Annotated in this window: 18 protein-coding genes; 9 read left to right on the forward strand and 9 right to left on the reverse strand. The window is 65.5% G+C overall.

The features are described 5' to 3' along the window. Position 1: 1 nt before the first annotated feature. The 3 genes from LX70_RS10890 to LX70_RS10900 are packed head-to-tail and all read right to left on the reverse strand — an operon-like array spanning position 2 to position 2,140. Positions 2-601, reverse strand: a complete 600-nt coding sequence (locus tag LX70_RS10890; RefSeq protein WP_105514797.1) for a Smr/MutS family protein — start codon at positions 599-601, stop codon at positions 2-4. Further along, positions 598-1,473: an MltA domain-containing protein gene (locus LX70_RS10895; protein WP_211301699.1), complete on the reverse strand. Its 876-nt coding sequence runs from the start codon at positions 1,471-1,473 to the stop codon at positions 598-600. The genes LX70_RS10890 and LX70_RS10895 overlap by 4 nt, the downstream gene beginning before the upstream one ends. Positions 1,474-1,477: 4 nt before the next feature. Continuing rightward, positions 1,478-2,140: a Tim44/TimA family putative adaptor protein gene (locus LX70_RS10900; RefSeq protein ID WP_105514799.1), complete on the reverse strand. Its 663-nt coding sequence runs from the start codon at positions 2,138-2,140 to the stop codon at positions 1,478-1,480. A gap of 112 nt (positions 2,141-2,252) precedes the next feature. Here LX70_RS10900 and LX70_RS10905 point away from each other — a divergent pair, with 112 nt between their 5' ends. Genes LX70_RS10905 through idi form a run of 3 tightly spaced genes read left to right on the forward strand, consistent with a single transcriptional unit; the run spans position 2,253 to position 3,832 of the window. Next, a complete protein-coding gene (locus LX70_RS10905) occupies positions 2,253-2,735 on the forward strand; it encodes an FxsA family protein (protein WP_105514800.1) in 483 nt (160 codons plus the stop codon). Positions 2,736-2,795: 60 nt separating this feature from the next. Then, a complete protein-coding gene (gene secB / locus LX70_RS10910; RefSeq protein WP_105514801.1) occupies positions 2,796-3,299 on the forward strand; it encodes a protein-export chaperone SecB in 504 nt (167 codons plus the stop codon). Next, positions 3,296-3,832 (forward strand): isopentenyl-diphosphate Delta-isomerase, encoded by a 537-nt coding sequence (idi, locus tag LX70_RS10915; protein ID WP_245885041.1) that lies wholly within the window; start codon positions 3,296-3,298, stop codon positions 3,830-3,832. The genes secB and idi overlap by 4 nt, the downstream gene beginning before the upstream one ends. On the opposite strand, the gene LX70_RS10920 is transcribed toward idi, so the two are convergent. The 5 genes from LX70_RS10920 to LX70_RS10940 are packed head-to-tail and all read right to left on the reverse strand — an operon-like array spanning position 3,825 to position 8,429. Then, positions 3,825-4,127 carry a DUF4387 family protein gene (locus LX70_RS10920; RefSeq protein WP_105514802.1) on the reverse strand — a complete coding sequence of 101 codons (303 nt, stop codon included), beginning with the start codon at positions 4,125-4,127 and terminating at the stop codon, positions 3,825-3,827. The two genes, idi and LX70_RS10920, sit on opposite strands and share 8 nt — an antisense overlap. Continuing rightward, a complete protein-coding gene (locus LX70_RS10925; RefSeq protein ID WP_105514803.1) occupies positions 4,120-5,484 on the reverse strand; it encodes an acyclic terpene utilization AtuA family protein in 1,365 nt (454 codons plus the stop codon). Before LX70_RS10925 ends, LX70_RS10920 begins: the two co-directional genes overlap by 8 nt. Beyond that, complete coding sequence (locus LX70_RS10930) at positions 5,484-7,010, reverse strand: tripartite tricarboxylate transporter permease (protein WP_105514804.1); 1,527 nt, start codon at positions 7,008-7,010, stop codon at positions 5,484-5,486. Before LX70_RS10930 ends, LX70_RS10925 begins: the two co-directional genes overlap by 1 nt. A gap of 13 nt (positions 7,011-7,023) precedes the next feature. Then, positions 7,024-7,464, reverse strand: coding sequence for a tripartite tricarboxylate transporter TctB family protein (locus LX70_RS10935; protein WP_245885042.1), 441 nt, complete (start codon positions 7,462-7,464; stop codon positions 7,024-7,026). Then, on the reverse strand, positions 7,461-8,429 hold the full coding sequence (locus tag LX70_RS10940) for a Bug family tripartite tricarboxylate transporter substrate binding protein (RefSeq protein WP_105514805.1): 969 nt from the start codon (positions 8,427-8,429) through the stop codon (positions 7,461-7,463). Before LX70_RS10940 ends, LX70_RS10935 begins: the two co-directional genes overlap by 4 nt. A 130-nt stretch (positions 8,430-8,559) precedes the next feature. On the opposite strand from LX70_RS10940, the gene LX70_RS10945 reads away from it, so the two are divergent. The 5 genes from LX70_RS10945 to LX70_RS10965 all read left to right on the forward strand — a co-directional run bounded on the left by LX70_RS10945 (position 8,560) and on the right by LX70_RS10965 (position 17,097). Continuing rightward, complete coding sequence (locus LX70_RS10945) at positions 8,560-9,225, forward strand: response regulator transcription factor (protein ID WP_105514806.1); 666 nt, start codon at positions 8,560-8,562, stop codon at positions 9,223-9,225. Continuing rightward, positions 9,222-10,598 carry a sensor histidine kinase gene (locus LX70_RS10950; RefSeq protein ID WP_105514807.1) on the forward strand — a complete coding sequence of 459 codons (1,377 nt, stop codon included), beginning with the start codon at positions 9,222-9,224 and terminating at the stop codon, positions 10,596-10,598. Before LX70_RS10945 ends, LX70_RS10950 begins: the two co-directional genes overlap by 4 nt. After that, a complete protein-coding gene (locus tag LX70_RS10955; protein WP_105514808.1) occupies positions 10,568-11,620 on the forward strand; it encodes an ABC transporter substrate-binding protein in 1,053 nt (350 codons plus the stop codon). The genes LX70_RS10950 and LX70_RS10955 overlap by 31 nt, the downstream gene beginning before the upstream one ends. A 117-nt stretch (positions 11,621-11,737) precedes the next feature. Continuing rightward, positions 11,738-13,558 (forward strand): autotransporter assembly complex protein TamA, encoded by a 1,821-nt coding sequence (locus tag LX70_RS10960; protein WP_105514809.1) that lies wholly within the window; start codon positions 11,738-11,740, stop codon positions 13,556-13,558. Beyond that, positions 13,558-17,097: a translocation/assembly module TamB domain-containing protein gene (locus LX70_RS10965; RefSeq protein ID WP_105514810.1), complete on the forward strand. Its 3,540-nt coding sequence runs from the start codon at positions 13,558-13,560 to the stop codon at positions 17,095-17,097. The genes LX70_RS10960 and LX70_RS10965 overlap by 1 nt, the downstream gene beginning before the upstream one ends. On the opposite strand, the gene LX70_RS10970 is transcribed toward LX70_RS10965, so the two are convergent. Next, positions 17,091-17,966: a YihY/virulence factor BrkB family protein gene (locus tag LX70_RS10970; RefSeq protein WP_170076179.1), complete on the reverse strand. Its 876-nt coding sequence runs from the start codon at positions 17,964-17,966 to the stop codon at positions 17,091-17,093. The two genes, LX70_RS10965 and LX70_RS10970, sit on opposite strands and share 7 nt — an antisense overlap. Positions 17,967-18,338: 372 nt before the next feature. On the opposite strand from LX70_RS10970, the gene LX70_RS10975 reads away from it, so the two are divergent. Beyond that, on the forward strand, positions 18,339-19,016 hold the full coding sequence (locus LX70_RS10975; RefSeq protein WP_105514812.1) for a sugar transferase: 678 nt from the start codon (positions 18,339-18,341) through the stop codon (positions 19,014-19,016). Positions 19,017-19,048 lie beyond the last annotated feature (32 nt).

A 19,048-nucleotide genomic window follows, 5' to 3' on the forward strand; every position in this document is an offset into this window, starting at 1 on the left:
TCTATTTCGGCCGCCGAAGGTAGACGTAATAGGCGCCCATGCCACCGTGTTTCGCATGTGCCGTGGCGATTTGCTGAACGATGCCGGACAGCGGCGCGCTGTGAAGCCAGTGCGGCACCTGATGGCGAAGCGCGCCAAGCCGCTGCGGGATCGGCCCGTGATCTTCCGACCGCTTGCCCTTGCCGGTGATGACAAGGATCAACCGGCAGCCCGCGTTCTGCGCCCTGAGGACAAAGCCGATCAGGGCGGGATGCGCCTCGGCCAGGGTCATGCCGTGCAGGTCGATGCGCGCCTCGGGCCGGGTCTTGCCACGGACCATCTGGCGATAGACGCCGTGGTCCATCCGCAGGGGATGCACGGCGACGGTCTGGTCTATGGCGGGTTGAAGCGAGACCTTCGTTGCGCCCCGTCCCTTCGGGCGGGCGGGGGTAACGAAGGCAGCGAAAAGGTCGCCTTCGGCGCGCTGCGGTGGTGACACGGGTCCGGGCTTCGGGACATCCGCCTTCGCGACCGGGCGGCGGTGCAGCGGGGTGGCGGTTGCGGTGACGCGCCGCCACAGCTCCTCCTCATCCGCGCTGATACCCTTGCGCTTGCGGCTCATCCTGCGGCCCTTGGGTACAGGACGTGGATGGTTCCTTGCGCGTTCAGGCCCGAGGCCATCCGCCCCGCCGCCGCGCCAGAGCCGCAGAACAGGTCGATCCTTCCCGGCCCCTTGATTGCGCTGCCGGTATCCTGCGCGATGAAAAGTGCCTGTTGAGCGCCGCATTCGACCCAGACCGGCGTTCCCGGCGCGATGTGATCGGGGTCGGCGGCCAAGCTGCGAAGCGGGGTCAACGGAACGCCGGAGGCGCCGATGGGACCGAGGGTTTCGGGCAGGTCGAGTGGGCGGAAGAAGACGAAGGAGGGGTTGGTCGCCAGAAGGTCGGCGACCCGGTTCGGGTGGGCGGCGCACCAGTCGCGGATCGCGTCGGCCGACATGGCGTTCTGATCGACCTCACCGCGCCGGATCAACTCTTGCCCGATGGACCGATAGGGGTGGCCGTTCTTGCCCGCATAGCCAAACCGCAGCACCGTTCCGTTCTCCACCCGAACCCGGACGGAACCCTGAACCTGCGCCAGAAAGCCCTCGATCGCGCTGTCGAGCCAGACGAGTTCACGGCCCGCCAACAGATCCCCTTCTGCGATCTCCGCCCGGCTGAACCAGGGGCGGTCCGGCGGCAGATCGGGGGGCAGGGCATATAGCGGGTGGCGGAAGCGGGCGTCGGGGGTCAGGCTGCCCGAAAGCTCGGGCTCATAATAGCCCGTGCAATGGCAGGGGCGGGGTTCGGCTTCGAATGCCGTCTCGAAGAACCGCCTTGCATCGGGGACCGACGCGGTGTCGGGCGCGGTCAGATGCCAGACGGCATAGGCGGCGGCATGATCCTCTGCCGCCCATCCGGGGATCCCGGCGGGGCTTTTCGCCCGGCCCGGCACGCCCTCACTCGCCCGTCGCGACAAGCTGCCAGTTCGGGTCGTTCGCACCCATGTCGCGGGCGAAAGTCCAGACGTCACGCTGGCGGCGAAGCTCGGTCTTGCTGCCCTCGACCACATTCCCCTCGGCGTCGCGGGTGACAGAGGTCAGCTCGCTCGCGAAGCGGATGGTGATCTCACCCTCACGGGTGGTGCGGTCGAATTCGGCCTCTTGCAGGGTCAGTTCGCGGATGCCGCCGAACTCGGATTCCACGGTCAGGCCGCGCGCCTTGCGGGCCGCGACCACTTCGGAGAAGGCATCAAAGACGTCTTCGGCAAGGAAGGGCTTCACCTCTTCCAGGTCGCCACGTTCGAACGCCATCAGGATCATCTCATACGCGCCGCGCGCGCCGCGCAGGAATTCGGACACCGAGAACGACGGCTCCGCCTGTTTCATCGCCGCCAGCGCATTGGCCGAGGGGGAACCTTCGGGGACATGATCGCTGATGTCGCGGTCGGGGCCGCCGTCGATCACCTCGAACTTGCCACGGCGGGCGTCGGGCTGCGGCGCCTGGACCCGCTCCTGCGGCTTTTCAAACCCGTCGCGCGTGCCAAGGACGCTTCTCAGCTTCAGGATCAGAAAAATGGCGATCCCTGCGAGGACGAGAATCTGGATCAGCGAATTGGACATGTGCGGGCCTTCGTGGAAGACGGTGACCCGTCTCGGGTTGGCAATGGTCGTACTGCCCACTTATGTAGGGGAGAGGCCAGATCAAGTCCACCTTGGGCCGGAAAGGAATGCCATGTGGCTGCTTCTTGCGTTCATCGCGATCCCGCTGATCGAGATTGCGCTTTTCATTCAGGTCGGCGGGTTCATCGGCCTTTGGCCGACGCTGGCCATCGTTCTGCTTACCGCCGTGGTGGGAAGCTGGCTTGTCCGCATGCAGGGGGCGGCCGCCATGGCGAACCTGCGCGGCTCGATGCGCGAATTGCGCGATCCGACGGAGCCTATCGCCCATGGCGCGATGATCCTCTTGGCGGGCGCGCTGCTGATCACGCCGGGGTTTTTCACCGATACGATGGGGATGCTGCTGCTTGTCCCCGCCGTCCGCGCCGCCGTCCTGCGCTACCTGTCGCGCCGGGTGACGGTCGAGCGGTTCGAATTCGGCACACCGCCCCCGCGCCGCGATCCGCACCGCCCCGATGTCATCGACGGCGACTATGTCGAACTTGACGAACCGCCCCGGCCGCCGCGCGACGGGCCGTCCGGGTGGACTCGGCATTGAGCGCTGCGGGGCAAGCTGCTACACCGCGCCTCGAATAACGTATTCTGGAGAGTGACCGAGATGGCGGAGAACACCAACGGCAATGGCGCGCCCGAGGCGCAGCAAGTCAAGATGCAGGTTCTGGGGCAGTATGTTCGCGACCTGTCGTTCGAAAACGTCGTGGCGCAGAAGGGCCTGACGAATGCCGAGGTGCAGCCCGACATTCAGGTTCAGGTCAGCCTTGACGCCCGCAAGCGCAACGTCGAGCATCAGTATGAGGTCATCAGCAAGTTCAAGGTGACCTCGAAGAACAAGGCCGACAGCGCGCCCCTGTTCCTGCTTGAGCTGGAATACGGCGGCATCTTCCATGTGGAGGGCGTGCCGGAAGAGCAGCTTCACCCCTTCCTGCTGATCGAATGCCCGCGCATGGTGTTTCCCTTCGTGCGCCGCATCATTTCGGACGTGACGCGCGACGGGGGCTTCCCGCCGCTGAATATCGACACGATCGACTTCATGGCGCTTTACCGTCAGGAACTCGCCCGCCGCTCGGCCGAGCAGCAGCAGACCCCGCAACAGGTCTCGTGAGCGACACGGCGCTGATTCCCGCCTGGGTCGGGGGGCAGCTTCTGCCCTTCGACAAGATCGCCGTGCATCGTGAAGGGATCCGCCATCAGGCGGTGTCAGTCTTCCTGATGCGCGGGGATGCGATCCTTTTGCAGCGTCGCGCGCTGGGAAAGTACCACACGCCCGGCCTTTGGGCGAATACCTGCTGCACCCATCCGCATTGGGGCGAAAGCCCTGCCGCCTGCGCCGAACGGCGGCTGCGGGAAGAGCTTGGGATAACCGGCGTCGCGCCCCGGTTTGCCGGGCAGGTCGAATACCGCGCCGATGTGGGCGGCGGCATGACCGAGCATGAGGTGGTCGACATCTTCGTGGCCGAGGCGCCGGCCGATATAGCGGTCGCGCCGAACCCGGATGAGGTGATGGCGGTCGACTGGATCAGCCTTCCCGCACTGATGGCCGATATTACCGCCGATCCGGGCCGGTTTACCCCTTGGCTGCGGATCTATCTGCGCGACCATCGGGACATGCTGTTCGGCGCGCGCGGCGTCAGTTGATTTCAACTTCTTCCAGCAGAACCGCCCAGGCGGCGCCGTGCATGTCGCGGTCGCGGCCTGTTCCCTGAACCTGCGGCCGGGGGAGGGAGAACTTCACCACGCAAAGGTCCGCGATGTCGAAGCGCTTCAGCGTTTCGGCGGGAACCCGGAACAGGGCGGCGACGCGGTCGGTCGAAAGCCCTTCGGAAACACGGTCAAAAGCGGCCCTATCCCCGCAGAAAATGTCGATCGTCAGCCAGAAGGGACCGGCGTTTTTCGACCGGATCTTGGTGGCGATCTGACCAAGCTCAGCCATGGCCGACCTCATCGACGACAAGGCGGAAGGGCGCCATGGGATCTTCGGTCGCAAGGGTGTGGTGCAGGCAGAATTCGTAAAGCGCGCCGCGTGACGTTTCGGCCGGGGAGAAGGGGAAAGCGAAGGTCGGCATCGGTTCGTCTTCGGTCAGGGCGTGGTGCAGCAGGTAGGGGTTGAGGATTTTCGCGATCTCCACCGCCTGCTTTTCCTCGGGCGCGGTCACGATGGTCAGGACGCCGATTTCATTCGGAACGGCGGTTCCGGTTTCCAGCGGCCCCAGCGTGGCATCCTGCCCGACCAGCCGCATCTCGATCTCGAAATCCGCCTCGGGCAGGCCCATGCGAGTGGCGACCTTTTCGCGCGCACGCCCGATGATGTCATCGCACCAGACGCGGGCATTGGCGACATAACGGCGGTCGCGCAAGAGCGTCAGGCTGATCGCCTGATAGCCCGCCACCCGCGCGCCTTCGAGTTTCACCGAATAGGGTCCCTTGACCCATTCCGACCCCTCGACCCGGACGGCGCGATCGCTGATCGCGGTATAACGGCTGGCGCGCACGTCCAGATGGCCGCCAGGTTCGTGCAGGATATAGGGGTCGGAGTTCTCATAAAGCATATGGGCCGACACCGTATAGGGCGTGGCGCGGGCAGAGGGCGCCAGCGGCTCCATCGTGAAGCCGGTGTCGTCGAAGTCGATCCGTATCGTGCCGGTCGCCGGATTGGTGGTGGCGAGCGCGCCGCATTCACCAATCTTGGCGCCGTGCCAGGCGGCCCCGGCATGGCAGCCGCGCATCAACGGAAGGGCGGCGATGATCGCGGTATCGGTCGTGCGCCCGGCGATCACGATGTCTGCCCCGGTTGCCAGCGCGGCGGCGATCTGTTCGGCCCCGGCGAGCGCGACGATATGGGTACAGGCGCGGATCGTCCCTTCATCCACCTCCGGCGCACCGGGCAGGGCGGTGATGCGCCCATCCGCCAGCGCGCGGGCCATTTCGTCGTGTTTCTGGCCGGAATAGAGCCTTGCGACGCGGATCTCCTGCCCCAGTTCGGCGGCCAGTTCGAGGGTAATCTCGAACAGCCAGTCCACGGTTTCGTCCGCCCCGCAGGTGCCGGCGGTCCCGATCACCAGCGGCACGCCCGCCCTGGCCCGCGCCAGCATCAGGTCGCGCCATTCCTCCCGCGTGGAGGCGCGGGAATATTTGGAAACGGCCCGGCCCAGATAGGCCGGACCGCTGTCTGTCGAACCGCCATCGACGGCGATGATGTCGGGATTTTCCGCCACGCCGCGGGCCAAGGCCGCCCGGTCATAGCCAAGACCAAGCGCCCCGGTCGGCACCAGAACCCGCACCTTCGGCATCAGTCGACCGTCCCGTCCGCCGACTCCGGCAGGGGCGGGCGCTTCAACCGGCCGCGCAGGAAGAGCGGCGCGATGAAGCCAAGGATCGCCGCGACCCAGAGGATGATGGAGATCGGCGAGGCGAAGAGATAGGTCCAGTCGCCATCCGACAGCACCATCGCCTTGCGCAGAGAGTTTTCCATGTGGTTGCCCAGAAGGATGCCAAGGATCACCGGCACCAGCGGTATTTCAAGCTTGCGCAGGATATAGCCGCCGATCCCGAAGGCCACCATCATCAACAGGTCGAAATAGCTGCCCGACAGCGAATAGACCCCGACGAAGGAAATCAGCGTGACCCCCGGCAGCAACACCCAGGGCGGCACCGCGAGGATGTAGACGAAGATCCGCACCATCGGCACGTTCATCACCAAAAGCACAAGGTTGGCGATGAAGAGCGTGGCGATCAGGCCCCAGACGACATCCGGCCGGTCCTGAAACAGAAGCGGGCCGGGGGTGATGTTCAGCGTCATCAGCAGCGCCAGAAGAACCGCCGTGGTGCCGGAACCCGGCACACCCAGCGTCAGCATCGGCACCAGCGCGCCACCGGCGGCGGCGTTGTTGCCCGCCTCGGGCGCGGCGACGCCCTTGGGGTTGCCGGTGCCGAAGGTGTCGCCGTCACGGGCGATGGATTTCTCCGCCATGTAGGACATGAATGAGCCGAGCGAGGCCCCGGCGCCGGGCAACACGCCCGCGACAAAGCCGATGACCGAGGCGCGCAGCATGGTCCAGCCGGATTTCACGATGTCGCGGACCGGGATCGTCACCTTGCCCAGCTTGACGCCGACGGCGGAATCCTTGCCGTGGCTTTCGATGAAGAAAAAGACCTCGGCCAGCGCGAAAAGGCCGACGATGGCGACAAGGAAGTTGATCCCGTCGTTCAGGTGCAGGTTGCCGAACGTATAGCGCAGCGTCGTGCCGTTGTTCGGGTCGATGCCGATGACCGCGACGCCAAGGCCGATCAGTGCGGCGACGGCGGATTTGGCCTGGTTCTTGCCGGCCAGCCCGCCCAGCGTGCAGAAGGCCAGGAGGTAAAGCGCGAAATACTCAGCCGGGCCAAAGAGATAGGCGATCCGCGCCAGAAGCGGCGCCATCAGCGCAAGGCCGATGGTGGCAAGGAAGGACCCGACAAAGGACGCGACGCCCGACAGCACCAGTGCATCGCCCGCGCGGCCGCTTTTGGCCATCGGGTAACCATCAAGCGTCGTCATCACCGCCGGTTCGTCACCGGGAATGTTGAGCAGGATGGAGGAAATCCGCCCCCCATACATCGCGCCGTAATAGACCGAGGTCAGCAGTGCCAGCGCCTGCGTCGCGTCAAGGCCGATGGAAAAGGCCAGCGGGATCAGGATCGCGACGCCATTCGCCGGGCCAAGGCCGGGCAGGGCGCCGATGATCGTGCCGAGGAAGCAGCCGACGACCGCAAGGAAAAGCGTGAACGGCGTGACGGCGACGGAAAAGCCGAGCGCCAGATTGGCGAAAGTGTCCATGTCGGTCTCCGGGTCAGAAGGGCCAGCGCCACGGAACGAGGCCGAGACCCAGCGCATACTTGAAGATCAGGTAGAGACCGGCCGACAGGCCGATACCCGCGACCGTGGCGCGCAGCGCGTCGGGACGGATCAGGAAGGCGATGACGCCCGCGGTGATCGCCGTCGGCAAGAGAAACCCCAAGGGTTTCAGCATATAGGCATAGGCCACCATCACCACGACGGCGGCGGCAATGCGGCCAAGCGCGGCGGCACCCGGCCATTCCGGCTCGGCATCCGGCCGGGCCAGCATGGAGAGGCCGCATATGATCATCAACCCGGCAATGGTCATCGGAAAGACCTTCGGTCCCACGGGGCCGCTCGCGAAGAACGGCTCCTGGAACCCAGTGGCGCCGACGATCATCGCCAGCGCCACCAGGATGATGACCAGACCAAAGATCCGGTCGGACCGTGTCACTGGATGACCCCGATTTCCTTGGACATCTCGGTCGTGTCTGCGATCACACCGTCGATCCAGGTCTGGAAGTCGGCGCCAACCTTGGTGAAGGGGGCAAGGCCGTTATCGGCCATGATCTGCTTCCATTCGGCGCTGTCGGCAACCGCCTGAAGCTTTTCCGCCCAGGCGTTGAACTGGTCGTCGCTGATGCCCTTCGGGACGTAGAGGCCGCGCCAGTTGACCGCGACGACGTCATAGCCCTGTTCCTTGGCGGTCGGGATGTCGTCGAAGCCCGGAACCCGCTCGTCCGTCAGAACCGCAAGGATGCGGATGTCGCCCGACTTCAGGAAGCCGATCGTCTCGGACATGTCGCCGGTCATGGCCTGCGTGTGGCCGCCGATGGTCTGGGTGATGGCGTCCGCACCACCGTCGACGGCGATGTATTTCACCTTGCGGATGTCGGTGAACCCGCCGGCTTGCAGAACCTGAAGCGGCTTCATGTGGTCAAACCCGCCCGCGGCCGAACCGCCCGCGAAGGCGACAGAGCCGGGATCGGCCTTGATCGCCTCGACCAGGTCTTTCAGCGTCTGGAAGGGGCTGTCCTTTGCCACGACGATAACGCCGGGATCGGCACCGATGGCGCCGACAAAGCGGACCTGATCGGCGGTCATGCCCGCAAAGGCGTTCTGCGCAAGCCGGGTCGTCGTCGCGGATGAGGCGGCGACGATCAGGTCGGGGTCGTCGTTCCGCTCGGTCACGACGTAGTTATAGGCGACGCCGCCACCGGCACCGGCCATGTTCGTGACCTGAACCGGCTGATCGACCTGCTTGAGGTCGTAAAGCAGCTTGCCGATCTGACGGCAGGTGAAGTCCCAGCCACCACCCGGATTGGCGGGCGCGATGCACTCTGTCGCCCAGACGGAACCGGTCGCCATAAGGCCGATCACGGCGCTGGTGCCCAGCGCCTTGAAGAGTTTGAACGTCATGAAGTCCTCCCAGACTTTAGTTGCGCGCACGACCCATACCGAGTCCCTGACTCAGCCGTCCGCTTGCAGTCCGAATGATTCGCTGTGAAACCTGACATGAACCTGTCACGTTTCTTCGGACCCTGTCAGCATGCGGTTTCTGCTTGTCGAGGACAACAAGGATCTTGCCCAGTCGGTCGGCGACCGGCTGCGGCTGGACGGTCATGCGGTGGACTGGGCCGAGACGCTGGGCGATGCGTCCGACTGTCTTGGCGCGGCGTCCTATGATTTGATTTTGCTGGACATTTCCCTGCCCGACGGCGACGGGCGGCGATTTCTTGGCGATCAGCGCCGGATCGGGCGGGACACGCCGGTGATCGTCATGACCGCGCGGTCCGAGGTGTCCGACCGGGTCAGCGTTCTTGACCTTGGGGCCGACGATTATGTCACCAAGCCCTTCGACTTTGCCGAGCTTGAGGCACGCTGTCGCGCGGTTCTGCGGCGCAAGGGGGTGGCGTTGCAGACCGTCCAGCACTTCGCCGGGATGACCTTCAACCCCCTGACCGCCACCCTGACCGTGGACGGCCAGATGCGGGAATTGCGCAATCGCGAACTGCGGCTGCTTGAGATTCTGATGGCCGCGCCCGAGCGGATCTTTTCCAAGGGCCAGATCTGCGACCGGCTGTTTTCCTATGCCGAAAGCGTCTCTGACAATGCGATCGAGGTCTATGTCGGGCGGCTGCGCAAGAAGATGGAAGGCTCCGGCGCGCGGATCGAGACGGTGCGCGGCGTCGGCTACCGGCTGACGACGGAATGAAGCGGACGGCCGTCTCCCTCCAGCTTCGGCTGGTCTTTCAGCTTCTCGCCATCGCGGCGCTTCTGGCGGTCGTCCTTTACCTGACGGTGCGAACCGTCGCCGATCAGGCCGCCGAGGCGACGCAGGACGGCGTCCTTGGGGCCGCGACGCTGGCCATTTCCGAACGGCTTCAGGGCGGGGATGACGGGGTCAGCGTCGATCTGCCGTATGAGGCGTTTTCGATCCTCGGGTCGATCAGCGCCGACCGGGTGTTCTACCGGATCGACGCCGGGGCGGCGACCTTGACCGGCTATGACGACCTGCCCTTGCCCGAGGTGGCCGACATTGCGTTGCGGCCGGTCTTTTACACCCGCGACTATCGCGGGGCAGAGGTGCGGATCGCCGCCGTATCCCGCACCGTTCTGGTGGCGCGCAGGCCGGTCGCGGTGACGGTCCTTGTCGCGCAGACCCGGCAGGGGAAAGAGGCGATCGCCCAGGGCGTCGCCCAGCGCGCGGCGGCACTTGGCCTTGGCTTCTTCGCGCTGGCCGCCCTTCTGTCGCTTCTGGCCGCGAAAAGCTCGCTGCGCCCGATCAACCGGCTGGCCGAGGCGGTGGAACGGCGCGGGCCGCAAGACTTGCGCTTTGTCGATCACCCGACGCCGGTGGAGCTGCGGCCGCTCATTTCCGCGCTGAACGGATTCATTGCCCGGCTTCGCGCCGGGCTGTCGCGCACCGAAACCTTCATCGCCGAGGCCGCGCATCACATCCGAACGCCCCTGGCCGTGGTCCGCGCGCGGGCAGAGATCGCGATGCGCCAAAGCCCCTCGGAAGAGGCGCGGGAGGAGATCCGCGCCCTGATCCGCGCGGTGGAGGAAAGCAGCCGCACCGCCGGGCAGCTCTTGGCCCATGCGACGGTCGTCAACCGTTCCGACCAGCTGATCGAAGAGCCGGTCGATCTGACGCGGCTGATGCGGGACCTTGTCGCGACCTTCCAGCCAACGGCAGAGCTTCGCGACATTGCCCTTCGCCTCGACCTGCCGGAAGGGGAGGTCACGGTGCGCGGCGACCGGCCCCTGCTTGAGGCCGCGCTGCGTAACCTTCTTGACAACGCGGTCAAATATTCGCCGGAAGAGACACTGATCGAGTTCCAACTGACCTGCGCCGACGGTCATGCCGAGGTCATCGTCGCGGATCGCGGGCGGGGCCTTTCCGGGCAGGGGCAGGCACAGCTGGCCAAGCGCTTCGTGCGCGGAACAAATGCAGGCGATGTCATCGGGTCGGGTCTTGGCCTGACCATCGTGGATGAGGTCGCCACGGCCCATGGCGGTACGTTCACCCTTGCGGATCGAGAAGGAGGCGGCACATGCGCGCGGCTTTCCCTGCCCCTGTCCTGACGCTTGCCGTCATGGCGCTGTTCCTGTGGTGCGCGGCGGCCGCCGCCTTCGAGGTGGAGGAGGAGCGGTTGTTCCCCGCACCGGACGGCGGCGGGCGCGAGGTTTCGATCCTTTCGACCACCGATACCTCTGTTCTTGGCCCGGTGGTCGAGGCCTATCAGCGCCGCCATCCCGGCATTGCCGTCCGCTACACCGTTGCCTCAAGCCAGGAGGTCTTTGCCGCCATCGCGGATGAGGGGCGATCCTTCGACCTGGTGATCTCATCGGCGATGGATTTGCAGATGAAGCTGGCCAATGACGGGCTTGCGCGCGCCCATCGGTCGGCCCGGACCGATGCCGTACCGCCCTGGGCGCGGTGGCAGGACAACCTTTATGCCTTCGCGCAGGAAAACGTCGTCCTGCTGATTTCGCGCAAGGCGCTGGGTCCGCTGCCTCTGCCGCAGACGCGGCGCGACCTGATTGAGCTTTTGCGCGAGAATACGGCGCTTTTCCGTGGCCGGGTCGGCACCTATGACCCGGCGCTATCCGGGGCGGGCTATCTGTTTGCCACGCAGGACAGCCGCCAGTCGGACAGCTTCTGGCGCCTGGCCGAGGTCATGGGCAGCCTTGCGCCCCGCTTCTATACCGCGACGAATGAAATGATCGACGACATCAAGACAGGCAAGCTCGTCCTCGCCTACAATATCCTTGGCAGCTATGCCGGGCCGCGCCTTGCGGGTGATCCCGACGTCGCGATTGTCGAGCTGCAGGACTACACGCTGACGCTTCTGCGCACCGCGATTATTCCGGCCACGTCCAAAGCGCCCGATCTGGGGGGAGAGTTCCTCGATTTCCTCCTTGGTCCCGAGGGCAAGGCCGCGATCCGGGATGAGGCGGGGTTGCCGCTGATCGACGCTGCGGCACTTGCGGCGCACCCCTATTTGCGGCCGATGCGGCTTGATCCCGGCCTTCTGGTCTTCCTCGACCGGCTGAAGCGGCGCGACTTTCTGGATGAATGGAATTCCGCACTGATGCGCAACTGAATCACATTCTCGCAAGTTGACCCCCTGGGAGGGCGGAAGCTGCATGGAGACTCTGGAATTCCGTCCGGTTTCTTGCGAGGACTAGAGCTGTGGGTAATTCGGTTTCCGGGGGTTCGCATGCGTCATCCGTTTAAAGGCGTCGTCACGCTGACGCTTTGCGGCGCGTTGATGCTGCCGATGGCGCCGGTCCCCGCCCGCGCGCTTGACGCGATGAGCTTCGCGACACCCGGCGCGGGCGACGATTTGCGGACGACGCTTGTGAATGCCTCGCTCCTGATCGGGGCGCAGAATGACAAGCAGGTCGATCCGCAAAACCTTTTCGCCTCGGCGCGGGCGGATTACGCCAAGCTTCTGGGCGCGCTTTATTCCGAGGGCTATTATTCCGGCACCATCAGCATCCTGATCGACGGGCGCGAGGCTGCAACCATCGCGCCCTTGGACGCCCCGAACCGGATTTCGAAGATCGAGGTCATCGTCAAACCCGGCCCGCGCTTCACGTTCTCCGCCGCGCGGATGAAGCCCTATGCGCGCGGAACCAAGCTACCGCCGGATTACCGCGACACGCTGACGGCGAAATCGACGGCCATCGTCGACGCCGCGCAGGCCGGTGTCGATGGCTGGCGCAATATCGGCCACGCCAAGGCCAATGTCGCGGGGCAGTCCGTCGTCGCCGATCACAACACCCATACGGTCAGTTCGGAAATCCTCTTGGCGCCGGGGCCGGAGCTGACCTTCGGGCGGCTTTCCGTCACCGGGTATGAGAGGATGCGGATCGAACGCATCCGCAAGATCGCCGGTTTCCCGGAAGGGGAGGTCTATAGCCCCGCCAAGCTTGAAACCGTGGGCAAGCGTCTGCGGCGCACCGGCGTTTTCAGCTCCGTCGCGATCACCGAGGCCGAGGCGATCGGCCCCGGCAACACGCTGGACGTCGATCTGGTCCTGACGGAAGAAAAGCTGCGCCGCTATGGCTTCGGGGCGGAGGTATCGGGTTCCGAAGGGCTGAACCTTTCCGGCTTCTGGCTGCACCGCAACCTTCTGGGCGGGGGTGAGCGGCTGAAATTCGATGCCGCGGTCAACCGGATCGGCGGCAAGGACAGCGAGATGGGCTATGACGTCGGGGTCAGGATCGACCGCCCGGCAACCCCGGTGACCGACGCCACCGCCTTTGTCGAGGCGCGGGTGCAGCGGCTGGATGTCGGCGACTGGACCGTCGACAAGCGCGAAGTGTCCTTTGGCCTGACGCGGGTGCTGAGCGATACGCTGACCGGGCAGGCGGCGCTGACCTATTCGGATTCCACCGCGACGGATGCGATCGGAAGCCTGCATTACAAGGCGCTGTCGCTACCCGTGGACCTGACCTGGGACCGCCGGAACAATCCGGTCAACGCCACCAAGGGGTTTTACCTGAACGCCGAGGTCATGCCCTTCCTTGGCTTCGGGCGAACGGATTCCGGTGCGCGCCTGATGACGGATGCGCGCTACTATCACTCCTTCGGCGGCGGGAAGCGGTTCACGCTGGCCGCACGGGTTCAGGTCGGGACCGTGACCGGATCGGGCCTGTTGCAGACGCCGCCGGATTACCTCTTCCTGTCGGGGGGCGGCGGCACCGTGCGGGGCCAGCCCTACCAGTCGCTGAACATCACCTCGCCGCGTCCGGGTGGCGGGACCATCGACACCGGGGGGGCGAGCTTTGCCGGTTTCTCTGGCGAGTTCCGCGCCAAGGTGACGGAAAAGATCGGCGCCGTCGCCTTTTATGATGTGGGTTACATCACCTCATCCGATTTCTTCGGCGGCACGACGCAATCGCACGCGGGCGCGGGTCTTGGCCTGCGCTACGATACAGGCTTCGGGCCGATCCGGCTTGACCTGGGGACGCCGGTTTCTGGGTCCACCGGCGACGGGCTTCAGGTCTATATCGGTATCGGGCAGGCCTTCTGATGCGGCGGTTCCTTCTGACATGCGCGCTTTGCCTTTTCCCGGTCGTCGCCCCGGCGCAGGAAGACAGCGCCACCGCCCGCGACCGCAGTTTCCTGACCGGCCTGATCGAGGATAACCTGTCCGGTGCCGGGCGGTCCGTGCGGCTGGACGGTTTCGCCGGGGCGCTGTCGTCACGCGCGACCTTCGATCAGCTGACCATCGCCGACAAGGACGGCGTCTGGATCACCATCCGCGATGGCGCGATTTCGTGGAACCGCTCCGCCCTTCTTTCCGGCCGGATCGAGATTGATGAGATGTCGGCGGCCGAGATCGACCTGCCGCGTCGGCCGCTGGCGGAAGATACCCCCTCGCAGGCGACGGGTTTCTCACTTCCCGACCTGCCGGTCGCGGTCAATATCGGCAAGCTGGCGGTCGACAAGGTCGTTCTGGGTGAACCGATCATGGGCGTGGCCACCGAGGTTCGCCTTCAAGGCCAGATGCAGCTTTCGGGGGGCGAAGGTTCCACCGATATTTCCGTGGCGCGGATCGACGGCAAGCAGGGGACCCTGTCGCTCAAAGGGTCCTATTCCAACGCGACGCGGGACGCGACGCTTGACCTTCTGGCAAAGGAAGGCGCGGACGGGATCGCGGTGCAGCTTCTGAACATTCCGGGGCGCCCCTCTGCCGAGGTGGCGATCCACGGCAGCGGCGTGATCGACAAGTTCCGCACCGAGATTTCGATCCGTACCGATGGCCAGCAGCGCGTCGCGGGGTTCGTGCAGCTTGGCACGAAGCCCGATCCCTCGGGTGAGGTGGCGCGCACCTTCGTGGCGGATATTTCCGGCGACATCACGCCCCTGTTCATGCCGGAATATCAGGAGTTCTTTGGCAACGACATAAAGCTTCAGGCCGAGGGGCAGCGCCTGCCGTCGGGCCAGACCGATCTGTCGAAGCTGATCCTCGACTCGCGCGGGGTCGATCTGGAGGGAGAGCTGAGCCTGCGCCCTTCGGGCATGCCGTTGCAGGCCTCTTTGACCCTGCGCGCCGGGCTTGAGGACGGATCGGACGTGCTCTTGCCGGTGCCGGGGGAAAAGACGCTGGTCCGCTCTGCCGACCTGAAGCTGCGCTATGACGGGCGGGTCGATAATGGCTGGACGCTGGACGGGACGATGGTGGGGCTGAAGCGGCCCTCGATGTCGATGGACCGGCTGACGCTGGCCGGATCGGGCCGGATCAATGCCGGTGCGGGCGATGCAGGGTCCACCATCGGCGGCACGTTGCGCTTTGCCGCGGCGGGGCTGGATCAGGCGGACCTTGCCCTTCAACAGGCGGTCGGCCCGCGGGTCAGCGGGCGCACGATCTTTAGCTGGCAATCGGGCGGCAAGCTGCGGCTTCCGGTTCTGATGGTCGCCGGCGACGGGTATGAGGCCGGGGGCCGTCTGGATGTGGACGGGCTGGAGAGCGGGGTGGAACTGACGGCCGACCTGACGGCGCGCGTTCAGGACCTGTCGCGGCTTTCCGGCCTTGCCGGTCGCCCGGTCGGCGGCGCGGGCGAAGTCAAGGTCGATGGCAGCTACGCCGTTCTTTCGGGCGTCGCCGATGCAAGGATCGAGGTTGCCGGGCAGGACCTGGCGGTTTCGGTGCCAGAGGTCGATAACCTTCTGCGGGGCGCGTCGCACCTGACCGCCTCGATCCGCCGGGACGAGAACGGCATCACCATCCGGTCGGCCGACCTGAGCGCCAGCACGCTTGCGGCCAGCGCCGCAGGCACGCTGTCGGCGGCGGCGAGCGATCTGGCGGCGACGCTGGATTTCAGCGATCTGTCGGCGATGGGCGGGCGCTACAAGGGGGCGATGTCGGCCAAGGCGACGATGACAGGCCCGGCCGCGGCGCGGGCGATCACGCTGACGGCGACGGGCGACGGGCTTGGCGTCGGGCAAAGCTACGTCGACCGCCTGATCCGGGGCCGTTCGGACCTGAGCGTCGCGATCGTGCAGACGCCGAAGATGATCCAGCTTGCCCGCCTGGACCTTAAGAACGGTGAGGTTACCCTGAACGCGACCGGCAAACCGGCTGGCGACGGGCAAAGCATCGCCCTGTCTTCGCGCCTGCGCGACCTTGCGCTGCTGGTCCCCGGTTTTCCGGGGCCGGTGACGATCGACGGCACGGTCGATCAGGGGGCGGATGGCTACCGGCTGGATATCCGCGCCTCTGGCCCCGGCAATACCGACGCCACCGTCACCGGCACGGCGGCCGCCGATTTCTCGGACACCGATCTTGCCATCAAGGGCGCGGCGGAATCGGCGATCATCAACCCCTTCATCGCGCCCCGGAACATCGAAGGGCCGGTGCGCTTCGATCTGCGCATGAACGGGGCGCCCGGTCTTTCTGCCCTGTCCGGCCAGGTCGCGCTTGAAAACGGGCGGGTGGTGGCGCCGAACTTCAACGTCCAGCTTTCCGGCGTAGCAGTATCGGCCGCTCTGAACGGGCAGACCGCCACGCTGACCGGCAGCGCCGCCGTCAATGGCGGGGGGGAGATCCGCGTTTCTGGTCCTGTCGGCCTTCAGCCGCCGTTCAACGGCGACCTTTCCATCGGTCTGAACGCCGTCCACCTACGCGATGCGGAGCTTTACGACACCGATGTCAGCGGCACCCTGCGGATCAACGGCCCGCTGACCGGGGGGGCGACCATTTCTGGCGGGCTGACGCTTGGCACGACGGAATTGCGCATCCCCTCGACCGGGTTCGGCGATGCCGCACTTCTGGAAAGCGTCAAGCATGTCGGCGAACCGACGGCGGTGCAGACCACGCGGCAGCGCGCCGGGCTGATCCAGAGCGGCGGGGCCGAAAAGGCGCCGGTGCGGCCCTTCGGGCTGGATGTCACAATCTCTGCCCCGGCGCGTATCTTCGTGCGCGGGCGCGGCCTTGATGCAGAGCTTGGCGGCGCGCTCGCCGTGGGCGGGACGACGACCAACGTGGTGCCGACCGGGCAGTTCAACCTGATCCGCGGCCGCCTCGACATGCTGGGAAAGCGGTTCACCATCGACGAGGGGTTGATTCAGCTTCAGGGCGCGCTGACCCCCTATATCCGGTTCAGCGCAACGACGCAGAGCGAGGGGATTCAGGCCACGATCCTGATCGACGGCGACGCCACCGCGCCTGACATCAGCTTCCTGTCGTCGCCCGAACTGCCGCAGGAAGAGGTGATTTCACGCCTCCTGTTCTCAAAAAGCCTTAGCAACCTGTCGGCCTTCCAGGCGGCGCAACTGGCCTCGGCCGTGGCGACCTTGGCCGGGAAAGGGGGCGAAGGGATCGTCTCGAAACTGCGGCAGTCCTTCGGGCTGGACGATCTTGATCTTGCCTCGGACGAGGCGGGCAACACCTCTGTCCGTGTCGGCAAGTATATCTCTGAAAAGGTCTATACCAATGTTGAGGTCGGATCGGACGGCAAGACGGAGCTGAGCATCAATCTTGACGTGCGGCCCGGCCTGACGGTCCGGGGAACGGCGGCCAGCGACAATTCGAGCGGCGTCGGGATTTACTTCGAAAAGGACTACTGAGGCGATCTTTGCCGCACGATCTCGGCGTTCAGGATGGCGCCGAGAAGGACGATGTAGCCTGAGATGTAGAACCACATCAAAAGCGCGATCACCGCGCCGATGGAACCATAGATCCGGTTATAATTGCCGAAATTGGCCAGGTAGACCGAAAAGGCGATCGAGGCCGCGGCCCAGAGCCCGGCGGCCAGAAACGACCCCGGCGTGAACCAGGGGAGCCGCGCGCTTTGGGCGTTCGGACCCCAGCGGTACATCATGCCGAGGAAAATCAGCAGGACGAAGATCAGCACCGCCCAGGGCAGGACGCGCAGGATCAGCACCTCTCCGATGCCGATGGGGAAGAAGCCAAGCACCACCGGCACGATCACGACCGTCGCCAGCGCAAGGATCGCCAGCCCGAGGATCGCGAAGGTCAGAAGGACCGAACCGGCAAGCTTTCTGAACGCGCTGCGCGATCTGTAGCCGCTGATCGCGTCGAGGGCAGAGATCAGCGCGGCAACGCCGTTATGGACCGAATAGAAGGCAACCCCGAGAGAGATCGCCGTCGCCCAGCCCAGCGTGCCGGGTTTGGCCGACAGAAGCGCGGTCAATTGCGTCTGAAGCACATCGAAGGCGGCGCTGGGCATGACGTCGCGAATTTCGGACAGGTAGGACTGGATGACCGCCGGGTCGGCAAAGATGCTCCAGATCGCGATGGTCGCGGCCATGCCGGGAAAGACGGCGAACATGCCGTAGAAGGCGACACCGGCCGCGATCACACCGACATGCCGGTCGCCGATGGCGTTCCAGACCCCGACAAAAAGCCGCCATGCCTTGATGAGGTATCCGGCATAGGGGACGGCTTTGGGCGGGCTGTCGGGTTTCGATTCCATCACGGGGCGTGGTCTCCCTCTCCTTCGGGCGATAGTCGGGGCGGGCGGGCGCGGGCGCAAGGGGATTGCGCAGTGGCGCTTTGCCACTTTCGGGGGAAAACCCATTAGGCGGCGACGCGGTTCCGGGAAACGGTCCGGTTCCCTCGATTCGGGCGCTTTTGCCGGAGATGTGGCGCCTGTGGGATGACTCCGCCCGGTTTTGCGCAAAATCGCGCCGGTCATCGCCGCCAATGGGCGTCTGTTCGCGCAAAGGTAGAACAATTCACTATTTTGGATCGGATTAGTCTTAACTATGCCTTAATTTCACAACCTATAGGTTATCGCCGGATCGGGGGATCCGGTGTTGAAGTGGCTGCTTGGTGCGAGGACAGAATGACCGCCCCTATTTTTGAGTTCTCCGTAGATCGGGTGATCGTGCAGGCCCCCGCCGGGATCTACCGAAGCTGGGGCAAGCGGGCGTTCGACATTGCCGTGCTGCTTTTTGCCGCCCCCGTCATCCTTCCCGCGCTTCTTGTCGTGATCGGCGCCGCCTGGATCGCGGGCGGGCGGCCGCTATACGCGCAGGAACGTATCGGGATGAACGGCCGGGTCTTTCGCTGCTGGAAGGTGCGCACCATGGTGCGCGACGCCGATGCCGTGCTGCAAAAGATGATCGCCGAGGACCCGGCGATCGCCGCCGAATGGGCGGTGAACCAGAAACTGTCCCGCGATCCGCGCATCACGCTGATCGGCGGTATCCTTCGCAAGACCAGCCTTGATGAGCTGCCGCAAGTCTGGAACGTGGTGCGCGGCGACATGAGCCTTGTCGGCCCGCGCCCCTTCACGCCCGACCAGCAGGATCTTTACCCGCGCGACGCGCTGGGGCGGATACCCTATCTGTCGCTTCGCCCCGGTATCACCGGCCTGTGGCAGGTCAGCCGCCGCAATGCCGGGTCCTTTGCCGAAAGGGCGCATTACGACGGTATCTATGCCGCCTCGATCGGGTTTCTGAACGACATCCGGCTCATCACGCGCACCTTTGGCGTGGTCCTGCGCGCAACCGGAAAGTAAGGCGCGCCTATAGCATTTCGGGTTTACACTGA

Source organism: Albidovulum denitrificans, assembly GCF_002973535.1.
Classification (GTDB): Bacteria; Pseudomonadota; Alphaproteobacteria; order Rhodobacterales; family Rhodobacteraceae; genus Albidovulum; species Albidovulum denitrificans.